The sequence below is a fragment of the Erythrobacter dokdonensis DSW-74 genome, assembly GCF_001677335.1.
Lineage (GTDB): Bacteria > Pseudomonadota > Alphaproteobacteria > Sphingomonadales > Sphingomonadaceae > Erythrobacter > Erythrobacter dokdonensis.
Genome location: NZ_LZYB01000008.1, coordinates 65,797 through 87,591, shown reverse-complemented (window position 1 = coordinate 87,591; position 21,795 = coordinate 65,797). Strand labels below are relative to the sequence as shown.

At 65.7% G+C, this 21,795-nt stretch carries 10 protein-coding genes; 2 read left to right on the top strand and 8 right to left on the bottom strand.

Translation table 11 applies throughout. The features are described 5' to 3' along the window. Position 1 precedes the first annotated feature (1 nt). The 8 genes from I603_RS12745 to I603_RS12710 all read right to left on the bottom strand — a co-directional run bounded on the left by I603_RS12745 (position 2) and on the right by I603_RS12710 (position 18,703). Complete coding sequence (locus tag I603_RS12745; protein WP_068865608.1) at positions 2-1,951, bottom strand: heme-binding protein; 1,950 nt, start codon at positions 1,949-1,951, stop codon at positions 2-4. A gap of 2 nt (positions 1,952-1,953) precedes the next feature. Further along, a complete protein-coding gene (locus I603_RS12740) occupies positions 1,954-3,339 on the bottom strand; it encodes a multiheme c-type cytochrome (RefSeq protein WP_068865738.1) in 1,386 nt (461 codons plus the stop codon). Between the two features lie 231 nt (positions 3,340-3,570). Then, entirely contained in the window at positions 3,571-4,314 is a 744-nt protein-coding gene (locus I603_RS12735; RefSeq protein ID WP_068865607.1) for a hypothetical protein, read from the bottom strand. 1 nt (position 4,315) lies between these two features. Next, positions 4,316-6,373 carry an adenylate/guanylate cyclase domain-containing protein gene (locus I603_RS12730; protein ID WP_068865606.1) on the bottom strand — a complete coding sequence of 686 codons (2,058 nt, stop codon included), beginning with the start codon at positions 6,371-6,373 and terminating at the stop codon, positions 4,316-4,318. 20 nt (positions 6,374-6,393) lie between these two features. Continuing rightward, positions 6,394-9,453 carry a CHAT domain-containing protein gene (locus I603_RS12725; RefSeq protein WP_232305389.1) on the bottom strand — a complete coding sequence of 1,020 codons (3,060 nt, stop codon included), beginning with the start codon at positions 9,451-9,453 and terminating at the stop codon, positions 6,394-6,396. 1 nt (position 9,454) lies between these two features. Further along, the gene (locus tag I603_RS12720) at positions 9,455-15,694 is read right to left on the bottom strand and encodes a beta strand repeat-containing protein (RefSeq protein WP_068865605.1); all 6,240 of its coding nucleotides are present in this window, start codon (positions 15,692-15,694) and stop codon (positions 9,455-9,457) included. Position 15,695: 1 nt separating this feature from the next. Continuing rightward, positions 15,696-17,522 carry a ShlB/FhaC/HecB family hemolysin secretion/activation protein gene (locus tag I603_RS12715; protein ID WP_232305388.1) on the bottom strand — a complete coding sequence of 609 codons (1,827 nt, stop codon included), beginning with the start codon at positions 17,520-17,522 and terminating at the stop codon, positions 15,696-15,698. A gap of 314 nt (positions 17,523-17,836) precedes the next feature. Next, the gene (locus tag I603_RS12710) at positions 17,837-18,703 is read right to left on the bottom strand and encodes a hypothetical protein (protein WP_068865604.1); all 867 of its coding nucleotides are present in this window, start codon (positions 18,701-18,703) and stop codon (positions 17,837-17,839) included. A gap of 166 nt (positions 18,704-18,869) precedes the next feature. Here I603_RS12710 and I603_RS12705 point away from each other — a divergent pair, with 166 nt between their 5' ends. After that, complete coding sequence (locus I603_RS12705; protein WP_068865603.1) at positions 18,870-19,505, top strand: DUF1826 domain-containing protein; 636 nt, start codon at positions 18,870-18,872, stop codon at positions 19,503-19,505. A 107-nt stretch (positions 19,506-19,612) separates the two neighbouring features. Continuing rightward, positions 19,613-21,745, top strand: coding sequence for a S46 family peptidase (locus I603_RS12700; protein ID WP_068865602.1), 2,133 nt, complete (start codon positions 19,613-19,615; stop codon positions 21,743-21,745). The last annotated feature ends 50 nt before the right edge of the window (positions 21,746-21,795 follow it).

Here is a 21,795-nt window from a genome sequence, read left to right as displayed (position 1 = left end):
CCTACAGCCCCTCGCACACGTTCTGCGCCGCGCTATCGAGGAACGGCGCGAAAGGGCAATTGACGTAACGCAGCCGCACCTGGCGGCTGCCGACCTGCACCACGATGCGATCAGCGCGAATGTCCCTGGGCGCATTGCCGATCCCGCCGACGCGCTGGCCGGCATTATGCAGGCCGAGGAAGCTGATCATGTCGTCCTGATCGATCCCGTCGCCCGACACCCCGATACCGCCAACCAGTTGCCCGCCGCGATAGACCGGGACCGAGCCGGGGAAGATCTGGATACCGTTGGCAAGGCGGGTATTGCCTCCGTCCACGCCCGGCAAACCGGTGCAATTGCGCGGTGTGTCGGTGCCGCTTGCTCCGGTAACAAAGCCCAGATGCTGCGCCAGATTGCCCAGCACAAGCGCGCTCTGGAGGCCTGTGGAGAAGGGGTTGAACTGCGCGATCGGGCGCGACAGGGGCCCGTGCGGCTGGCCCACCTCGCCATCGGGGAAATAGGGGCGCGACAGGTTCCCGCCCGAACGATCGGCAAAGGCGAAAGCGCCGGTCAGCGCCTGAGGGTCGCCAAGGAAAGTGCGCAAGCGGCTGACGAATTGCGGCACCTCGCCGGGAGCGGCAAGCAACTCGCTCGCGGCAAAGCTGCCAGAGAAGAAATTCGCGGTGCGCGCCTTCTGCAGGCTCACATCGATGCCGAAGATCGGCGCATCGGGCGAGCGCACGATGCCCAGCACCCGCCCGCGGGTATCGACCAGACTGATCGTGACCTGTGCGCGGCTATCCAGTGGCTGGCGGATCTGCGCCCGCGCACGGCTCATGATGGTAAAGGCTTCCTCGAGGATCGCGCGCGCTTCGGCCTCGGTGATCGGAGCGGAGAGGTCAGCACCATCCGTGCCGCCACGCACTGGGAAGCGGTTGGCACCCGTGCCATCGGACAGGACGAAGGCATCGCGGATCGAGAAATCAGCGAGTGTCGAGGGACGGATGCCCGAAGCCTCGGTCCCGTAGGCGCTCCCCGCCAGTAGCCCCGCGCCGCTATAGTAACCCGTTACCGGAACCAGCGCGCCATCGGTTCCGGCAAAGCTCGCCCCCGCCACGCTGCCGATCTGCGGATATTCGATATCGGTGTAGCGGAGCGACGTGCCATCGGCAGTAATGCGGTCGGCGCGGATCGCAACCGGCGCCTCGAAGCCCACCGTGCCTGCCAGCGCGATCGCCTCGTCAAGATCGGTGTCGCGGTCGAGCACATTGGTGTCGAGCCCGTAGACCCCATCGGCGATGACGCCGACACCGCCCACGACCACGCCATTTCGATAAAGCGGAAAGCCTCCCGGGTCCGCCGCAAGGCCGAGCGGCGAGCGCTTCGGCCCGATCAGCCCGTCGCTCGCGCGCGCCGAGAGGTCGGAGCACGGCAATTGGCTGAACTGCACGCCGAACAAAGGCCCGCTTTCCAGCCCCGCGGTGGTCGGCGCAGGGGGGAAATGCTCCTGCACGATCATGCTCGCGGTGCGGGTGGAAAAGGCGTTGCCGCCGCTCGAGAGGTAGGCACCGGTGATGGCCTTGGCGATGGCTGCTCCGGCGCTGGGGATAGTCAGACCCTGTACGTCGATGTTATCGCCATTGGGCGCGCCGGGAATGTTCGCGGTCGGCGCTGCGCCGGGCATGGCGAAGACGGCAAGGACATTGCCGACCCTGTCTGTCACCGCGATGGTGGCTGCGGCGCCGCGGCTGCGGGCCTCGGCGGCAGCCTGTGCGATCACCGTACCGACATCGGCGGCGCCGAGGCTTTCGGCAGGGGGGATCGAATAGACACTCCCGCTCGGCGGCGGAGGCGGCGGAGGCGGGGGGCCACCGCCGGTCGCGCCGCCATTGCTGGATGGGCTGTCCCCGCCCCCGCAGGAGGCGAGCAGCAACGCTCCGGCAAAAAGGCAGATTGTCCTCCCCCCGCGCATCGTCAGGCCAGCCTGCCGATCGCGTTCGCCGCGGCTTTCAAGGCGCTACGGAAATCGGCCGGACGATAGGCATTGGGCTCCTCGACCGCCTTGTAGGCGCGGGCGATATCGGCGCGGATGCCTGCCGCGGCACCGCGCGTCACCCTGCCCTCGCGCACCAGCGCATTGAGCAGCGTGTCCACGGCCATCACCGCCTGAACCGACCCGGCGTAATCGGTGAAGCGCGGAGCGGTAGCCTCCCCTGCGATCGTGGCTATCACCCGGAAGGCATCGGCATTGGCATAGGCCCGCCCCGACAGCGCATCCGACAGCCGCCCGGCGCGCGATGCCAGCGTCTGCGCTGCCGCGCGCGCCTCGGCGGGGCCTGCACCCATTGCCTTGTGGAAGTCGCGCGAAGCGGTGCGGAATGCCTCAGCCTCGCCTGGCACCAGCGCGCCGGCCACCGCCGAGAGCATGATGATATTCTCGTCGTTAAAGGGTGGGTTGCCAAAGGGGATCGGCCTTGCGGGATTGGTCTCGAAGGTCAGCTTGCGGCTCGGCCCGTCGGTAATCGTGCGGTGGCACGAATGGCAGTCATAGAAATAGAACTGCGGGAAAGCGCCCTCGTAGGCGAATTTCGGCTGGGCATAGAGGCTGGTTGCGCGGCGCACCGCTTCGGCCTGTCCGACCGCCCAGAAGCGCACCGAATTGGGCGCTCCCTTTCTCGCAGTGTAATCGGCATCGAGATTGTGATGCTGCTGCAGTGCGCTGAACAGGTCGAGCTCGAAGGAAACGCGCGGATGGCCCGCCGCCATCATGGCATGGGTGACGAACTGCCCCGGCTTGTCCGATCCGTAATGGCAATCAAGGCAGACATTCGCGCGCGCCTTGGGATTATCAAGCGGGGTCAGCCCCGCCGCGACATTGGATGCATGGGTCGCGGGCAGCGCATAATGCTCGGCCAGCCAGCTTCCGCCCGAGGGGCCGTGACAGCTCTCGCATCCGACCCCGTCGGTGACAGTGAACTTGGCGCCGCGCCGCGCTGCGGGGGCATTGGTGGAATGGCAGCCAAGGCATGCGGGGGCCTGCGTGGCATTGCCGAGCCCGAGGCTGGCAGCAATCTGCTGTCCTCGCCTGCCAGCGAGAACGGCATAGGCGCGGCTGTGAGCGCCGGAAGGCGATGACGGCTCCTGCCAGGTGGCAATCTCGTCCTGCCGCACGACGGCGCCGTTCCCTTCCGCGCGCCCGTGGCAGGTGGAGCCGGCACAGCTGGCGACACCTTCAAAAGTCGGATTGCCGATCGCGCTAGCCGCCGGATAGAGCGCAGCAAGACCCGCCACTGCGAACACGCGCAGGATCTGCGGCCTGCTTGCGAGGCCAGCGACCAGTTTCGCCAGAACTCTCGTCATCTCATCCCCCCCGAGATGCACCATGCCATCAGTCTGCCGTGTCTGTCGAGACTAGCAGGCCAGTTGCGTCAGAGTTTGTAGAGCCGCGCCAGGAAATCTTTCCCGCTGCCGACTCCCTCAAAACCAGATCCCCTGCCTTTCTCCCAAGCTTGCCATCACGATGCAACAGGCAATCCGCGCTTTTCAGATCGCAGTGGCCGCCAGCAACAACGGGGCAATGCCCTCCAGAGGTCAGCCGGCGGTTTCGGCGCCTGCCTCAAGCGTGTTGGCGAGCGCCTCGAGCTGGACCGAGCATCCCTTGGAAATGAGCGCCTCGGCCAAGGCGTCGGGGGCCTCATAATCACCGGCAAGCAGCACGAAATTCAGTTCCGCGCTGGTCGATCCGTCGGGTGCGATAATCATGTAATGGCCGCCCTCGGTCACAGGCAGGCGTACAGGATCAAGCGCGGCGACCGTGACCGTATCGTCAAATGTGACTTCAGCCCGTGCGCCGGTCTCGCTGTGGCTCTCGCCATGGGCGGTGATGCTGTATGTCGCGGTGCCTTCAGTGCCGGGACGCCACAACCGGACCGTGGCGAAATCGTAAAGGCAGATGGTGCCTGAACGGGTGATGTCGACATACCACAGGCTCGGATTGGTGACCGCCTCGTCGTCGGGAGCGCGCACCGCCCCGGTGCGCACACGCGTGGCGGCGCGCTTTCGGGTCAGCGACGCAAAGCGGTCCGATGCCACCTGTGGCCGGTCGCCAACGCGGAAGGTGCCCGCGCCCTTGATCACCCGCGTGCCGTCCGATGTCAGCACAGTCACCACGTCACCCGTCTTGAGAGTGATGGTGGCGGTGTCATCAAGCTTGGTGCCCACAGGGTACTTGCCTGAAGAAGGCCCGGTTGATTTTACCACGACGCCCGCCATCGCCGCCACCGGCAGCGCCATCGCCGCGCCGCCCAGAGCCAGTGCCGCAAAGGTCCGTTTCATTCTAGCCGAGAACATAGGTTCCTCCCTCGTCCAGTTCCTGTATCCGCTTTACCAGATTACGTAGCGCTGAATCATCCGGATGACGACCGGCGACATCCTGCACCAGCGCGAGGGCCGCGGCCGTGTCGGTCGCCGCAAGAGCGCAAGCGTCGGCCAAAAGCGCACGGTCGTTGTCCGGAAAATCCGGCGCGGGCTCAAACAGATCGACCGGCCGCGCCCGCCCGCGCAATCGCACGCGCCCCATCTGGCGCCACCAGCCAAGGCCCGAGGCCTCGGCAAACTCCCGGCTCGCCATCACGCTCGAATCGAGCGCCTTGTTGGCCGCCTCCAACCGCGCGGCGGTGTTCATCGAATCGCCCAGAGCAGTATACTGGATACGGGTCGCGCCGCCGAAATTGCCGATCACCGCCTCGCCGTAGTGGAGCCCGACACGGGTCTTGCCGATCCTTGGCAAGTCCGCATCCATTGCCGCCACCTCGCGCCGGAACGACTCGCCGGCCTGCCACAGTGCATATCCCGCCCGGGCAGCCCGTTCCCCATCATCCGGCCGGGAAATCGGCGCGCCCCAGAAAGCCACCACCGCATCGCCGACGAATTTATCGATCACGCCGCCATGATCGAGCACTACCTGGCTGAGCATGTCGAGATAGCGGTTCAGCAGTTTCGCGACCATTTCCGGCGGAATCGCATGGCTCATCTTGGTGAAGCCCTCGAGGTCGCTGAACAGCACGAAGATTTCGCGCTTTTCCCCGCCCAGCGAGAGCAGCTCGGGCCTGTCGATAATCGCCTGGGCAATGTCGCGCGGGATGTACTTGCCCAGCGCTCCGGTGGCAAAATTGCGCTGTACCGCGCCGGATGCGCGGGCGGCAGCGGTGACGGCGGCGAAGGCCATGATCCATCCTACCAGCCAGCCAACCGCAGGCAGGCCGTAGGTATCGACATTGCGCACTTGCAGGAACGCCGGAATGCCGATGAAGGCAAGGATCAGGACCAGCAGGAAGGGCGCGAGCCTTCGCGCCGGCCATTCCAGCAGGGCGGTTAAAGCGGCGCTCAGCACGACGAGTATTGCCATCACCCACAGCACCCAGACCGGGATGGGCGCAAGGTAGCGGTTATCCAGCATCTGCGCGATGATCTCGGCATGGACTGCAATCCCGGCAGGAACCTCGCCGTTGATCGAGGTGAAGGTCGTCTCGACCCGGTCATAATCGACTATATCGCCGCCGATCAGGATATATTTCCCTGCGATCTGTTCGGCGAGGAAGGGCAACACCTCCGGGTCAGCGTCGGCAAAGAGATCAATCTGCAAGGCGGCAAACAGAGGTGCATCGACGAACTTGGGCCGGCGATAATCGATCGCGCCCTCATAGCGGTCGAAGGCTGCATCCGCCTCGCCTGCATCATCCAGCATGGCCCGCCCGAGCAAAGGCGGCAGATCGGGAACGATTTCCGGCCAAACCCGCGTGGCGCCGAAAGTATTGTCGAGCCGGATGCTGGCGGGGCGCGCATTGCTGTCTGCCAGCCGCGCCTGGAAAGCCTCGAGATATTGCTGCTGCTCGTAGACAATATCATCCTTGTTGGTGGCAAGGTTGGCGTAAGCGACGGCAACCGGCGTTTCCATCTCCCTTAACGCAGCGACCAGATCATCATCCTCGTCCTGCGGCTGGTCGAACAGGATATCGATGCCGATCGCCTTTGCCCCCATGCCGTCGAGATTGCGCAGCGTGCGAGCCAGCATCCCGCGATCGAGCGGGGAGCGCTTGCGCGCATTGATCAGGGTCTGGTCGGTGTAGACCACCAGCACGATGCGGCTGTCCTGCTCCACCAGATCGGCGGCGTAGTAGGCGCGCAGATCATAGAGCGCGCGCTCGGCCTCGCTGGTGAGCGGGGTCGGCTCCTCGCCGTCGGGCAGCACCCAGCTGAAGCGGGCAATGAAAAGAGCAGCGCATAGTACCACGAAAGTCGCGACCAGCTGCACACCGCCCGCCTCGCGGACATTGCGCCAGCCGCGCCTGATCCAGCCGAAGGCCGGAACGCCGCGCTGCCCCGGGTCTCCCATCAGCCGCGCCCCCGCCTCGGTCAGCGGGCGAGGCGGATCGCGCCGTCACCCACCACAGCAAAAGCCGACCAGTAGAACGGATGCGATGTGTCGGCATCATCCATCAGCGCCAGCTGCGACTGGCGCAGCGCGCCGGCAGTGGGACGGCCATCACCGGCGAACAGGCCAGAAATAAGCCGGCCGGTGGCGTCGAAATCGTCCGGTACCGGCCAGTGACTGGCCAGCACCGTGCGTCCGCCCGCACCGACAAAAGCGCGCACAAGACCGTCGAGCGCGAATTCGCCTCCGCTGGTCACGCCCGCCTCGCGGGTGGCCCCCACCGTCGCGCTGCCGGCAGTATCGCAGGCCGACAGGATCACCAGATCGGCATCGATCCTCAGGCCGAAGATCTCCGCAAAGCTCAGCAGGCCGTCCGAGTCCTCATTCTTGTCAAAGCTGGTGAGAAGCGCCGGGCGAGGCGGGCACTGCGGCTGCGGCGCGGTCACCAGGCCATGGGTAGCAAAATGCAGGATGCGATATTCGCCGAGATCGTCGAGGCCGAGGATGGCGCTGTCGGTGAACTCCTCCCGCGTCAGCACGCGTGACGCCGCGCCGAAGCGCGATGCTGCCTCGCGCAACTCGTCCGCCTTGATCGGATTGGCCCAGATATTGGGCGACCACTGACAATTGTCCGCACCCTCAAGCGCCGAACGCGTGCGTCCGGAGACACCGCTTCCGGCCCCGATCGGCTCATTCTCGCCAAGGCCCAGATAGGCGCGCTTGCCGTCCGAGGGCCGCGCCGCGCGCACGTCACGGAACGCCGCGGCCCCGACCGATGTACTGATCTGCGTCGACCGCCCCAACCAGGCTGTGCCGCGAAAGTCATATTCGTCGGCGTCGCGACCCGCGAGCCGCGCCTTGTAAGCTGCGACACTGGCATCGTCGGTGACCAGGAGGTTGATGGGCAGCTTGAGCAGCGGGCCATCGGGTTCGAAGACGATATGCTCGAGCTGCGGCAGGCGATCGGCCACCGGCGCGAACAGACGAACATAGAGCTCCCGTGCACGCTCGATTTCGAAGGGATAGGTCAGCACCTGCCCACCCTCGACCACAGCGATGCTCTCGCGGATCTGGCCGACCAGTTTTTCAAGCTCGGCCGGGGTCGCATCAGCACGCCAAGCCCGAGCATCATCTGCCGTGACATAGAGCAGATAGGCCTCCTGATCGAGGGTCACGAGCTTAACATAGGCTTCACCCTCGCGAAGGATCGCCTGCAGGTCGGCAAGCGCCAGCCCGCCACCGCTAACCGCACGGTAGCGCGGATAGGTTGCCAGCTTCTGCAACACCTCGGCCTGCTGTTGTTGCAATTGCGCGAGCCGCTGCTCGCGCTCCGCGATCGCAGCGGCGCGATTGACGCCATATTGTTCAGCCGAACGCAATTCGATCAGCGCCAGCCGCAACTGTTCGATCCCGCGAGAAAGGTTGGTGGTGGTGCGGAACAGCTGTGCCGCCTCGTCGCTACCGCCCGAAAGCTCGCGGGCAAGCACCGCCTGGGTCTGGGCAAGGCCGGGACGCTGGAGCAACTGGCTGGCGGCGAACAGCTCTGCTGCCGCATCAGGGCCACTTGCACCATCTTCCATAACAAGGATGAAATAGGGCGCCAGCAATCCGCGCAGCGAAGGCAGCGGACGGCCCTCGGCATCGGTGATGATGTCACGATAGAGGCCCAGTGCCTCCGCCCGGCGACCGGTGCGGGAATAGAAACCGGCCAGCAGTGCCCGGGCGCTGTCAAAGGCAGGCGAATCCGGATAGGTCGCATCGAGCAGAGCCACCGCGCGCAGGTGAAGGCTTTCCGCATCGCCGGGACGCCCGCTACGCTCTGCCACTTCCGCCAGTTCTCCGAGCACCTGTGCGCGCAGCCAGACGATCGAGACGACGCGTCCGTCACGCACGCTCGCAAGCGTCGCTTCGGCTTGTTCTAGGAGGGCGGTCGACTCCGCCGTCCGGCCCAGCAGACGCAGAGACGTGGCCTTCAGATAGGCATGCTGGCCGTCGAGCAACTGTGCCCGCTCGAGCGGTGTAAGGCTCAGCGAATAGGCCCCTGTGACGCGATCATTCTCGCTTGCCAACTGGCCCGCCAGTGCCGGGCCGATCCGCAACGCCCGGAGATTCTCAAGTTCGCCGAAATCGGAAACCAGAGGCGCTTCAAGCAGGCTCAGCGCCGCCTCGGGCTTGCGCTGGTTGAGTGCATCCATTGCCTCGTAATTGCGCAGCAGCCGGGCGAGCACCGGGCTCGCGGCGCTCTCGCTGCGGCTGCTGGCGAACAGGCGCCGCGCCTCTGCGAAATTGCCCAGATTGGATTGCTGGAGCCCCTGATTAAGCCGCGCCTCGACCGCGCCGGGTCCGGCAAGTGCCGCCGAGGACACTTCGAAAAACTCCGCCGCTTCAGCGAAATTACCGGCGTTGCTGCGGCGATAGGCCTCAATCAGAGCCTGATCGGCCGCGATTGCCTCGGCCTGCTGACGGGCGAAGGCGATATCGTCGGTGGCGCTGGTGAGCGGAATTTCCACCGTGCCTTCCACGATCTTGTCCTGCATCAGCGATGCAAGGCCCAGTTCCAGCGCTGTGGCATAGGCCGAAAGCCCGCTTGCGGCATAAGTGCGCTGTCCCTCGCGGGCGAGCAGCAGATCGGTCCGGATCATGCTGCCACTGGCGGCACACACCAACCGCTCGGTGCCGGGCAAGTCCGTTGCGCCACTGGCGCCGCGGTCGGCGGCCTCGCAACGCGTTCCTTCTCCGGCGAAACGGGCCGCGGACATCTCCTGAGCCGGACCGCGGACCACCCAAAGTGTCCCGACCGGCGCGGCAGCATCGCGGCATATCACCGAATAGCGCCGGTCGAAGAGAGCTGCGCCCGGTTCGGGCGCAAGGATCTGGGCCTCGCACAATCCGTTCGAACCGATCGGGAAGGTATCGCGCAGGCTCAGGCTGGTCCGCTCCCCGACTGCGACCGCCTGCGCCGCTCCCGGAGCTGCTGGTAGCAGTCCGAAAACGAGCGCGCCCACAGCACCCCCAACGGCGGCGAAGAAGCGAAGAGCCATACTACTTCTCCTCCTCTGGCGGCGCATAGACCGAGGCATCGCTACCGCTGGCCACCGGATCATCCAGCAACGGCTCCTCCGAGATCAACGGCGCTTCGGGCCGTTCGGGGAAATCCATGCCGAACTTCTCGTCCTGCTCGACCGGCGAGGGGCCGACGGGATCGCCGGCATTGACCGGATCAACAATCACCGTCGGATTGTTGAGCGGCGGCAGCTCCGTGTCGCGCGAAGGCGGAGGCGTTGGTGGCGGCGGAGTCGGACATACGCCGGTATTGATGATGCAATCGTTGAAGGCCGCCGCATCAAGATAGGTCGTCGCGTTCGGCACGGCGCGGTTGAAGTTCACCTCGTTGAAGAATTCCTCCCCGGTCACGAAGGTCCCGTCGTCGCGCTGGCGACGGCCATAGGCGAAGACATCAAGCGGTGTGCCCTGATTGTACTGGGGATCGGCAAATATCGACAGGCCGCCCGCACCCACCAAAACACCGCCCTGTTCGGTCGTGGTGCCAGTGTTGCGGATCAGCAGCTGTCCCCCTGCGCCAAGCGAAATCAGGCGGGCACGAAGATAGCCGAGCGGATCGTCGCTGCCTTGCGCGGCAACAGCCAGCACGTCATCGCGCCCGGCAAACGTCGGATCGGCCTGGAGCTGTGCGATGGTATCGGAATCGGCGGCCCAGATGGTTCCGGCATTAAGCGCCAGCAAGCCGCTCGGAGCGCCGTTGGCGTCGGTTATGCGGATGCCGCCTGGCGTCACCACCTCGATACGCTCGGCCGCGCGAATGCTCAGTGAAGTTTCCACATTGGCATTTTCGAAACGGGCCGTGCCTTCCACACGGACAATCCCGCTTACGTCGGCGCCCGTCAAAATCTGGACAGACCCGATGCGGGAACCATTGAACACGAGATCACGGATCAGCAGATCGGGCAGGTTCGGATCGTTCGGGGCGTCAACTTCGGGCAGGAAGAAATCCAGTGCGAAACCATCGAGCCGCGCCAGCTCGTCGGCAGTCAAAGTGAACCCGTCACCCGATGCGGTCCCTCCCAAAATTGCCGTGGCTGCAGTTTCGAGCGAGGTGACCGAAATGACTTCCGCACCGATCCGCGAACCGGCAAGGATATCGAGGTCAAACGAGGTCAGCGAAATCGTCTGCCCGCCGAGGCCGACTGCGGCTTCATTGTCGCCGAGGATCGTGATCAGTCCTTGCGACGTCAGAGAGATCGCGGTGTCGGTAGAGGCCCCCGGCAGAGCGCCGATCAAACCGCCCTGTCCGGTACGAACCTCGATATCGCCCAGCGCGATGGCATCGAGATTGCCGGTCACAGCAATACTGCCGCCATCCGCGACAAGCTGGGAAGCGACTGCGCTGGTGGCAAGCGTATCGCCCAGAGCCGAGGCGGTGAGATTTGTGAGGCTGAGATTGCCTGCAAGGACGTTGAGCTCGAACCGGCCGGCAATATTGCTCGTATCGGACCCTTCCGCATCGGCAAACAGGGTGAGATTTTCAGCGGCAAGCTGGCCTCCGCCGTTCAACGCCTGAACCACGGCCTGCCCGGCCTGGGAGAAGCCTCCGGTCGATGTCAGGGCATTGCTGGCGAGCGCGATCAGGCCAGCATCGAGCACTGCACCGCCTTGCATGGAAATATCGGCCACCCCGCCATCGGCAGCCCCGCCGATCTGGCCTGATGCGTCAGCCGCGGCAAAGGCCTGAGCCTCAACCCTGATTTCATCGGCTGCCAGATTGCCGCTGGACAGTTGCAACTGCGCAATGTCGCTCAATGCGCTGCCGGTCTGGTCGCCAAACCCGCCGGTAGCTTGCGAGCTTAGCAGCAGCACGCCGAGGTCCGAACCAGCCTGTGCAACCGTGACCTGCGAATTGGTGAAGTTCACCGTGACCGCGCCGCTCTCGGCATTGCCACCGACGCCGTCGGTCCCTTGCGGCCCGCCATTGCCGCCCCGGGCATCGGCCGAAATGATGTTGCTTCCGATCAGACCGATATTCGATCCGGCCGCGACGAAAGTCGCACTGATCGCGGTCGCGTTGCCGCCGATCCCGCCCGGCCCGCTGGCATTGCCGCCTATGGTCAGCGGGGTGATCTGGAAATTGCCGCCCGTAACCGTGGTTTCCTCAAGCTCGAGGGTCACAGCTTCGCCAGTTGCGTTGCCGCCCGATACCACGCCATTGCCGCCAACGGTCTGGCCGCCAAGGACCAGCCCGAAATTGCCCTGGCCATCGGGCGCGAAATTGATGGTGGAATTGAACGCGTCGAACTGGACTGTCCCGGCCACGGCATTGCCGCCGGCATTGCCGCTGCCGCCAAAGGCCTGATCGACCACGAACATCCGCCCGACGGCATTGAGGGTTCCGTTATTGAGCTCGACCCGGTTGCTGCCGCCGGTCGCATCGCCGCCGTTGCCGGTGCCCGTGCCATTGCCACCGGTAGCGCCGCTGCCGCCGGCAAACAGTTCAGCCGTCAGCGTCCCGCCATTGACGATCCGGATCAGGCGCGTGCCGCCGAAGCCGTCGCCCCCCGTGATGTTGGCCTGCGCATTGAACCCGTTGCCGCCCACCCCGAAGACCGAGAAATTGGTCCGGCCCATGCTCAGTGATCCGCCATCGATCTCGAAGATCGCATTGCCGCCGGTGCCGGTGCCGCCTGTGCCGCCATCGACTGTCGACGCCCCACCGAAGCCGCGCGCCAGCAGGCTGATGAAACCGATGCTGCCCGGATCGTTGAGCGGATCGGCCGGCAAGGCGATGCTGCCGCCCAGATTGGCGCGCAGCGCGATGCTGCCCCCGGTTCCCGAACCACCGATGCCGCTGCCACCCGTGGTCCGCTCCCCGATACCGAGCGCTGCGACAATCGCCCCGCGATTGGTCTGCTGGCTGAAGAAGTCGGACGTGAAATTACGCTCGATAATCAATTGGCTGCCCGAACCAAGGCTGCGCAGTTCGGCTATCCCGCCGAACCCGTCTCCGCCCGTTGCAGGCGGGTTGAACCCCTCGTTCTGGCCGCCGACCCCGGTCGCGGTGATCTGGGCCGTACCGAAGCGTACAGTGCTTCCCGCGAGCGCCTGGGCATAGGCCAGCCCGCCGCGTCCGGTGCCGCCGGTAGCGCCCTCACCCGAACCCCCGCCGAAGCCATTGGCCTCGATCGAGGCATTTCCGGTGATCGTCCCGCTGCCGGGAGTATTGGCGGTCAGACCGACAAAGGCGGTGCCGCCGGTGCCGTCCCCGCCGTCTCCGCCCTCACTGAAGCCGCCAAAGCCGCTCGCATCGACAAACGCATCGCCATTGATGGTCACGTCGATGCCCTGCAACTGGATGAAGGCCTCGCCCCCCTGTCCGGTTCCGCCAACGCCGCTAGCGGCGAAACCGCCCGCGCCTTGCGCAATGGCGAAAAGCTGCCCGAGCGTGATGCTTCCCCCCGCCTCGCCCAGAATGCCCGCGCGCCCGCCGGTGCCGGTGCCGCCATTGGTGGAATCCCCGCCCGCACCATCCGCGATCAGGTCTGCCGCATCGGCGGTGACACTGCCCGCGCCCGCCGTCAGCAGGGCGCTGCCGCCGACCCCGTTGCCGGCAATGCCGTTACCCGGCCCCGTGCCGACATCGGACTGATCGAAGCCGCCCGATCCGCCATCCCCGACCGCCGTTGCAATCAGATTGCCGAAGGTCGCACTGCCCAGCCCGAGCGACCCATCGCCGCCGAGCAGATCCGTACCAAGCTGCACCCAACCGCCGATCCCGTCGCCGCCGTCGCCCGCGTCGTTTGCGTCATGGTCGGTTATGTCGATGTTGAAATTGCCGCCGGAGCCGCCGAAGCCGCTGGCATCGGCCTGCACGAAACCGGCGATCGACAAGGTGCCGTTGTCGCCGCCCGCGAGCAGATAGGCCCCGCCGTTGAACCGATCATCGGCCTGATTGGCGATGGCGGCGCTCCCACCCTGACCGATCCCGCCGGTCCCGCCGCGGTTCGTGCCGTCGGTGAGACCACCGTCGCCGCCCGTGCCGCTCGCATTGACAAACGCATTCCCGGCAACCGCCAGCGTTGCGGTCTCGTTCAAGGAACCGTCGGCCCGCAGCAGCGCGGTTCCGCCCGTCCCATTGCCGCCATCGCCGCCAAACCCGAATTCGGCCGTACCGCCCTCCCCGGTGGCAACCGCCTGGGCATCGGCGCGCAGATCGATCGACCCGGTGAAGGCGACCGCGCCCGCCACGCCGCCAAAGGCATCGCCGCCGGAAATGCCGTTGCCGCCGAAGGCTTCGGCATTGGCAAAGAAATCGCCCTCGACAACCAGAGCGCCGCCGCTGCGGGTCGATGCCAGCGCCACGCCGCCCAGCGCATTCCCGCCCCGGCCGGAAAGATTGTTGCCGCCCAGAGCATTGGCCGACAGCGACAGCAGGCCCGCAACTGTGGTCTGTCCGCCTTCCTCGACCTCCAGCACCGCGACGCCCGCATCAGCCAGTGCGCCGTCGCCGGTGGCAAAGGCCTCGGCCCCGGCGGCCGAGGCATTGATCAGCACATCGGCGTTGACCGACAGCGTGCTTCCGACATTGCGCACGCGGGCCGTGCCGCCGAAGGCATTTCCGGCAATCGTCGGCCCGAGCGTGCGGCCGAACGCCTCTGCGGTCACCAGCAGTTGGCCGTTCAGCGTCACGTCGCCCTGTTCGGAAACCAGCAATTCAGCCAGCCCCGCGCGCACATCGGCGTCGGTGGACACACCGCTGAAATCGGCCCCGAGCGCGCGCGCGCTGATGGTGGTCGGGCCGTTGACCGAAATGGTGCCGCCGTCGGACACAAAGCGGGCGGTGCCCCCCAGCGCGGTTCCGGCGGTCAGGGTCTGGAGATCGGCCCCGGCAAAGGCATCGGCGCTGATCCGCGCCTCGCCGCCGATGTTCAGCACGCCGCCGAGGCGCGCGGACACCAGCGCCGTCCCGGCAGCCGCATCGGCATCCGCCGGATCGGAAAGGTCGCCGCTGACCAACCCGTAGGCATCGGCCGACACCAGCAGGTCGCCGGTGATGTCCAGCCCCGCGGTGACATCGAGCTCGGCGATCTCGCGACCGACCAGCAGCAGGTTGCCGTCCACCGAGCTGCTGACGTCGAATGCGCGCATCCGCGTCGCATGGGTGCCGATGGCCAGCAGGCTGCTGGTGGAAACAATGTCGTCGATCAGGATATCGGCGCGGATATCGCTGGTCGCGGAATTCTCGGAGAAGACGGCGCCGATGCCGTCCGAAATCGACCCGCCGTTCACGGTCCGGCCGAACACGTTGTAATTGGCCGAAATGATGATCTCGCCGTTGACGATCCCGGCCTGTTGCGCGGGCTCGAACCCGAGATTGCCGCGCAGCAGCAGGCTGATCGGATCGGCCCCGGCGGCGGCGACCCCGTAGATCATGTGATTGTCGCCCGCGCCGGTGCTCGACGGCCCGCCGATCGTGCCGCCGAGATCGAGCACCGTCCCCCCGGCTGCGGTGCCGACCGGGATCTCGATATCGAACAGCCCGTTCGAGAAGGTCAGGTTGACCACTTCGCCCGCGACATAGGCGTGGCTGCCGTTGACGAGCGCCGTGCCCGCCATCTGGACATCGGCCGCGACCACCGCGAAGAAAGAGTTTTCCGCCGAGGCAGTGATCTGCGCACCCTGGTTGATCTGGATACGCGCCGTCGAGCCCTGAGCGCCGACCAGTTCGAGCGGACCAGTACCAGCAGCAAAGGCGGGAAAACTGTCGGCCGTCGGATCGAGCGTGGTCAGTAGCAGGCTGCCGACATCGAAGGTCGCCGTGCTGCCGACAAGGATGCCGGTCGGAGAATAGAACGCCACGAACCCGCCGGGCACGAGATTGCCTGCCTGATCGAACACGCGCGAAAGCACGGTGCCGTCGATCACCACCACATTACCGTTGGTCGAGGGCAGGATGCGGTTGAGAACCGCGAAATCGGGGTTGCTGTCACCGGCGATGAAGCTTGCCGTCGTGCCGGCCGGGAGGAAATCGAGCGCGTTCCCGCTATTGTCTTCAGCCGGAGTCCAGTCGATCACCGCGGTGCTGGAAAACACGGAGACGTTGGTCTGGCCGGGGAAATTGTCGTCGATGCTCGCAGCTCCATCGACCACCGTGCCCGTTGCATTGATCGCCTGCGCTGCGGCGCTCTGGGGGGCCAGGGTCAGCGCCAGAGCCATGGCCGCGCTGCCGCAGCCGAGCAGGAGACGCGAACGGTTGGTCTTGGGGCTGGTCATTTCAATATCTCCACGGCAGGAGTCGGGCGGTCAGCGAGATCATGAAGCGCACATCGCCCCGACGGGTCGCCAGATCGGGCCGTTCGAGCGGAACGGCGACAAGCATGTCGGTCTGCATCCCTCGACCCCAGGCCACCCGCAAGCCCCCGCCCGCCGACCACAGGCCATCGGGATTGGTCGGCCGCCGGCTGGGATCCTCGTTCCAGACTCGGGCAACATCGGTGAACACATAGGGCTGAAGGGCAAAGGCATCGGCCCCCTTGGGAACCAGCGAGCCATAGCGCATCTCGAAACTGGCCATGATCCCGCTGTCGCCCAGCACCGCGCCCGGATCATAGCCGCGCCCGATGGTGAAGCTGCCCCCCGCCACTTCTTCGAAAGCCGGCAGGGGATCGCCGCTGATCTGGCCTACAGTGTCAAGCGCGAAGGTGAAAAGCGGATCGGGACGGTATTCAAGTCCTGCGTTGACGCGCGCCAGAAGCGGGATCGGATCGGCCTCGATCCGGCTCGGAGGCGCGATGCCCCCGACAATGCAGGACAGCAGGTTCGGGCGGCAATCGGGGCTGGCCGAGAAGACATCCAGGCCCTGCCTTGCCTCGATTCCGTAGCGCAACCGCAACTTCGGCTCGAATGGCGTGTAACCGCCCAGACGCTGGATCGAGTCCCGATCCGTCCATGTCCCGTCGAGCCGGGCATAGAGCATCCGCACCTTGTCCTCGGTAAGGGCTATATCATTGACCATCACCTCCTGATCGACAATGTCGAAGCCGACATCGGCAAACAGGGTGTGCGCCCGGGTGCGCATCAGCGGGTAGCTTGCAAAGACGCTGGCGAAGACGGTTTCGGATTCGACATTGAACCCGGGAATGCCGAGCGAGGGATCGGTGGTGCTCCACGTCAACTGTCCGCCAAACCGGAGCCCTTCGCTGCCGACACGGAAATCATGGCCGATCTGCACTGTCTGCTGCTCGGAGAACTCGAGCGTCGAGAACACCGAAACCGTCGTACGGTCGCCCAGGCCGGTCAGGTCATAGAGTTCGCCGCGCAGAACGCCGCCAAAGCGCCCGATCGCATCGGACCCGAAGTTCTGGATGTTGAGATCGAGTATCCCGCGCTGACGCAGGACGGCAATCTCGCCCACCAGATCTCCGGGCGCGCCGCCCGCGGCGGGCCGAAGCGACAGGCGCACGTCGAGCCCCGGCAGATCGTCGGCCAGCAGCAGGTAGCGCTCGGCGGTGTTGGTGTTGAACACGTCCTGCTGGGTGAGCTTTTCGAGATAGCCGGCCACCAGCTTCTCGGATGGTCCCGCATCGCCGCGCACACGCACCGAAGTCAGCCGGCCAAACACCACCACGAAATCGGGAATGCCATCGGACAGGCTCTGCTCGGGGATCTCGACCGTGGCAAGATAGCCTTTGCGGCGCAGGATCGCATTGGCCTCGGCGCGAATGTCGCACAGAGCCGAAACCGGAAGTTCGCGCCCCTGATAGGAGCGCCAGGCATCCTCAAGGGACAGGCCCGGCACCCGCTCGAGTCCGTTGAACTGGGCGCCGTTGACCGTAAAGCGGATATCGGCAAAGTCGGGCCGGTCGAGCGCGCAAGGCGCACGCTCGAGATCGCCGTCAACCATCAGGGTCATCTGCCGCTCGTCACGGCGCAAATCGGGCGGCACCAGGTCGCTACGGGTCGGCGGCGCTATGCGGATCTGCTGGGCAACCGCGACATCCGGCCTGCACGCGCCGAACAGCGCCAGCCCGAGCGCAAGGGTGCCCTTGAACACCATCGAGCTGGACCGCTGACGCGGGACGGGGACACGCGTGTCCGACAAGGCATTGCCCACGGATCGCAAGATAGGCTGAGCGATCGACAAGTTTCCCCCCAGACCGTTCGTCCGCAGCAGCGCTTTCTGGACGCAATCTGCGGCAAACAAAGAATGCCGGCCAATTCGGAGGCTATGGCGATACCCTCGCTCTTGCCCGGCTTTTCCGTTGGTCCGTCACCTCCCCGGCCCGGACGGGCGCAAAACTACAGGGGCGCACGGCAAAAACAAGCGGCCGGCGACGTTTCACGCGCAGGATCGGTCAGTTTGTCGCATTTGCACAAATAGTCGTGCGCAGACCCGCGCAGGCAGGTCAAAAAATATCAGGCCCCGACGGCGAGCATCACCCGCGACGAGACGGCCGAGACTTCACCCTGCTGCACCGCCAGGGCGGCCGGCCGCGTGGCGGCAGGATAGGCCCTCGCCAACACCGCAAGTGCGTCGGTGATACGCGAATGGGCTTCGGGATTGGCAGCCTTGATCGCCGCACCCTCGCGCGCAAAGGCAGTCTCAGCGACCTTGTAGAAGCCGTAACCGTCGAGATAGGGCTCGTAGCGGTCATCCGCGGCAATGGTGCGATACATCGCGCTCGCGCGCTCGATCTGGTCGGCAATGATGCCGCTGGCGACAGCAGCCTTTCCGGCATCGCTGGCAGGCGCCTTTTCAGCGGCTGCTCGCAGCGCAGCGATGATGGCATCGTAGCGCTTTCCGACTTCGGCTGCGCCCTTGCCATCGACCACCGCCATCGAGGCGTCGGTCAGCAGGGATTTGAAATCCTTCACGCCGAGCTTGGCGAAAACCGGATCCATCTCGACCAGCACTTCGGCCGCCGGGTGGGCGAACATCTCGGCAGCCGCATCGGTCTTGCCGGCAGAAAAGGCGTCGCGCGCGGCGATGACGTGAGCCTCGGTGACCGCGAGCGCGATCCCGTAGGCGACAGGATCACTATCTGCCCGCCCGACAGCAACGCCGCCTTCGCCTTCACCGCCGGCACCTTCGCCGCCCGACCCTTCGCCGCCCTCGCCGCCTTCGCCTTCCCCGACTTCGCCAGGTGCGACAGCTTCGGTCGCAGCCCCTTCGCCGCCCTCGCCGCCTTCGCCCCCGCCCTCGCCGCTACACGCAGCCAGCATTCCCCCCGCGAGCGCGGTACCGAGACCGAGTTGGGTCCAGAGCTTGAGCTTGCTCGTCATTGGGCGTGATCCTTTGCGTGAGTCGTGGAACAGGCCGCGGGTCATGGCGGAATTGATAATCGCTCGCAAGTAACTTTCGCATCGGCGCAAAGCCGCCTTGCAAGCGGACTGCCTCCCCGCTAGGAATGTTACAACATATCTTAGAGACGGAACCCTGATCGTCACCATGTCCACGCTGCTCCGCCCTGCCGCCCGTATTGCCCCCTCGCCCGACGTCCTCGGCCGCATCGGCGAGGACGAATGCAATCTGGCAATCTGGCAGCGCCCCGCTTTCGCCGACCTTGCGCCGCTGGTGGCCGGAACACCGGACGATCTGCGCTTCGATTGCGGTCTGGCCGGGCTGCCCGGTTTGCTACGGTCCGGTCTTGTGGATCACGGCTTTGGCGGCGGGAACAGCTTGCACGAAGAGTTGGTCACCGACGCAACCCTGCTGGCGACGCTGTTCTGCAAGGCGCTTGGCCTGGAACGGTTCGAACTGCGGCTTGAGGTCGTGCGCACCGATTCCTGCCGCAAGTTCCACGCCGACTACGTCAGCGCCCGGCTGATCACCACCTATGTCGGCGAAGGCACCGATTGGCTCGACGGCGCCGATGCGGCGCGGGTGGCTGCGGGCGAAGAGCCGCAGCGCATCAACCGCATGCACCCATTCGATGTGGGCCTGTTCAAGGGCAAGCTCGCAAGCGATCATCCCGCGATCCATCGCTCGCCCCCGATTGCCGGGACCGGTGCGGCGCGCCTGCTGATGGTGCTCAACCCCGCGCAAAAGCAGTTCGTCGATAGCGGTCAATCACCCGTTTCCTGACGCGCCTTTGTGTTCTAACAGGCGCCCCATGCCCGCTGCGGGCGAACAACGGGCAGTCTGCCGTGCGAGGGGGTACGGCCTGCCGCAATCACGAGGTCAGATTTCCCATGAAGAAATTCCTGCTTGCCGGGGCCAGCGCCCTGACGGTTTTCACTCCCGGCGCCCTCATGGCCGAAGAGGGCATGTGGCTTCCCAGCCAGACCGGCGCGATTGCCGAGGAAATGAAGAACGCAGGGCTGGAACTCGACGCGAAGACTCTCGGCGACCTCAACCGTCCGCCGCTAACGGCGATTGCCTCGCTCGGCGGGTGTTCGGCCGCGTTCCTTTCGCCTGAAGGTCTGGTGGCGACCAACCACCACTGTGTGGCCGGCTCGCTCCAGTACAACTCGAGCCCCGAGAATGACTACCTGACCAACGGCTTCCTCGCCAAGACCCTCGCCGACGAGCTCCCCGCCGCGCCGGGCAGCCGGGTCTATGTGATCGAGGACCTGCGCGATGTCACGGCAGCGATGATGAAGGGCGCCGCCAAGCTCGAAGGCCGGGCGCGCTATGACCGGCTTCAGGCCAACCGCACAGCGCTCATCGAGGCGTGCGAACGCCAAGCCAACCGCCGCTGCGACGTGCGCGCCTATTTCGGCGGCGCGCAATACTGGCTCCAGCAGCAGCTTGAAATCAAGGACGTGCGCCTTGCCTATGCCCCGGCTGCGGGCGTGGGCAATTTCGGCGGCGAAAAGGACAACTGGATGTGGCCGCGCCACACCGGCGACTTCGCCTTCTACCGCGCCTATGTCGCGCCTGACGGTTCCTCCGCGCCCTTCAGCAAGGACAACGTGCCGTTCAAGCCCAAGGCCTTCCTCCCCATCGCCAAGACCGGCGTGAAGGAGGGCGACTTCATCATGGTCGCCGGTTTCCCCGGCACCACCGAACGCCTGCGCACCGCCGAGGAAGCGCGCTTCTATTACGAGGAACTCTACCCCTACCAGCAGCGGATGCTGACCGAATATGGCGATCTGATCGATGCCCTGACGGAGGGCAACCAGGCGGCCAAGATCGCCTATGCCGCGACCCTGCAGGGAGTCGAGAATTACGAGAAGAAGATCGCCGGGCAGCTGGCGGGGGCCGATGCCATATCGCTGGTCGAAAAGAAGCAGGCCGAGGAAGCGGCATTCCGTGCGTGGATCAAGGCCGATCCGGCCCGCGAGGCGAAGTATGGCGCGGCGCTGGCCGAACTTGACCGGATGATTGCCGAGAACAACGCCGAGGCGCTGGCCGATGCGCGGCGCGCGATGATCGGACGCAGCCAGCTGCTCGGCGCGGCAAGCCGCCTCTATCGCTGGGCCAACGAACAGGCCAAGCCCGACGGGACACGCGAGCCGGGCTATCAGGCCCGCGACAAGGCCTTCCTCGTCCAGTCGCTCCAGCGCATCGAGCGCCGCTATGTGCCCGAAATCGAGCAGGCGATCTGGGCCGACGCGCTGGAGGAATACCGTCAGCTCGGTGCCGATGATCGCAACAAGAGCTTCGATGCCTACATGGAAGGCCGCGAGATCGCCGCGCTCTATGCGGCAACCGAACTCGGCGACACCGCGACGCGGCTTGCATGGCTGGACAAGAGCCCGGCAGACTTCAAGGCCTCGGACGATCCCTTCATCCAGCTCGCCGTCGCCATGTATGACGAGGGGCTTGCCAATGAGGCCGAGGAAAAGGCACGCTCGGGCGATCTGCAGAAGGCACGCTCCAAGATCATGGAAGCACGCCTCGCCTATGCCGCTTCGCAGGGCAAGACGATGTATCCCGACGCCAACGGCTCGCTGCGCTTCACCTATGGCAAGGTGACCGGCAAGGCGGTGGACGGGCAGGTCTGGACCCCCTTCACCACGGCGGAAGGCATCGTCGCCAAGCACACCGGCCGGGGCGAATTCGATGCGCCCGACAAGATGATCGAGCTTATCAAGGCGAAGGACTATGGCCGCTACGTCGCGCCCGAACTGGGCACGCTGCCGGTCGATTACCTTTCGACTGTCGACATCACCAACGGCAACTCCGGCTCCTCGACGCTGAACGCCCGCGGCGAGTTTGTCGGCCTTGCCTTCGACGGCACGATCGAAGGCGTGGTGTCGGACTGGATGTATGATCCCAAGATCAACCGCACCATCCATGTCGACAGCCGCTTCATGCTGTGGACCATGGACAAGGTCGACGGCGCGCAGCGCCTGCTCAAGGAAATGGGCGTCGAGTAAGCCGCCCGGTTTGAATAAGTATGCGGCGCGTGGGAATCCCGCGCGCCGCC

Coding starts and splice junctions, on each gene's coding strand:
- I603_RS12745 (WP_068865608.1), bottom strand. CDS start 1,951: ATGCGCGGGGGGAGGACAATCTGCCTTTTTGCCGGAGCGTTGCTGCTC.
- I603_RS12740 (WP_068865738.1), bottom strand. CDS start 3,339: ATGACGAGAGTTCTGGCGAAACTGGTCGCTGGCCTCGCAAGCAGGCCG.
- I603_RS12735 (WP_068865607.1), bottom strand. CDS start 4,314: ATGAAACGGACCTTTGCGGCACTGGCTCTGGGCGGCGCGGCGATGGCG.
- I603_RS12730 (WP_068865606.1), bottom strand. CDS start 6,373: ATGGGAGACCCGGGGCAGCGCGGCGTTCCGGCCTTCGGCTGGATCAGG.
- I603_RS12725 (WP_232305389.1), bottom strand. CDS start 9,453: ATGGCTCTTCGCTTCTTCGCCGCCGTTGGGGGTGCTGTGGGCGCGCTC.
- I603_RS12720 (WP_068865605.1), bottom strand. CDS start 15,694: ATGACCAGCCCCAAGACCAACCGTTCGCGTCTCCTGCTCGGCTGCGGC.
- I603_RS12710 (WP_068865604.1), bottom strand. CDS start 18,703: ATGACGAGCAAGCTCAAGCTCTGGACCCAACTCGGTCTCGGTACCGCG.
- I603_RS12705 (WP_068865603.1), top strand. CDS start 18,870: ATGTCCACGCTGCTCCGCCCTGCCGCCCGTATTGCCCCCTCGCCCGAC.
- I603_RS12700 (WP_068865602.1), top strand. CDS start 19,613: ATGAAGAAATTCCTGCTTGCCGGGGCCAGCGCCCTGACGGTTTTCACT.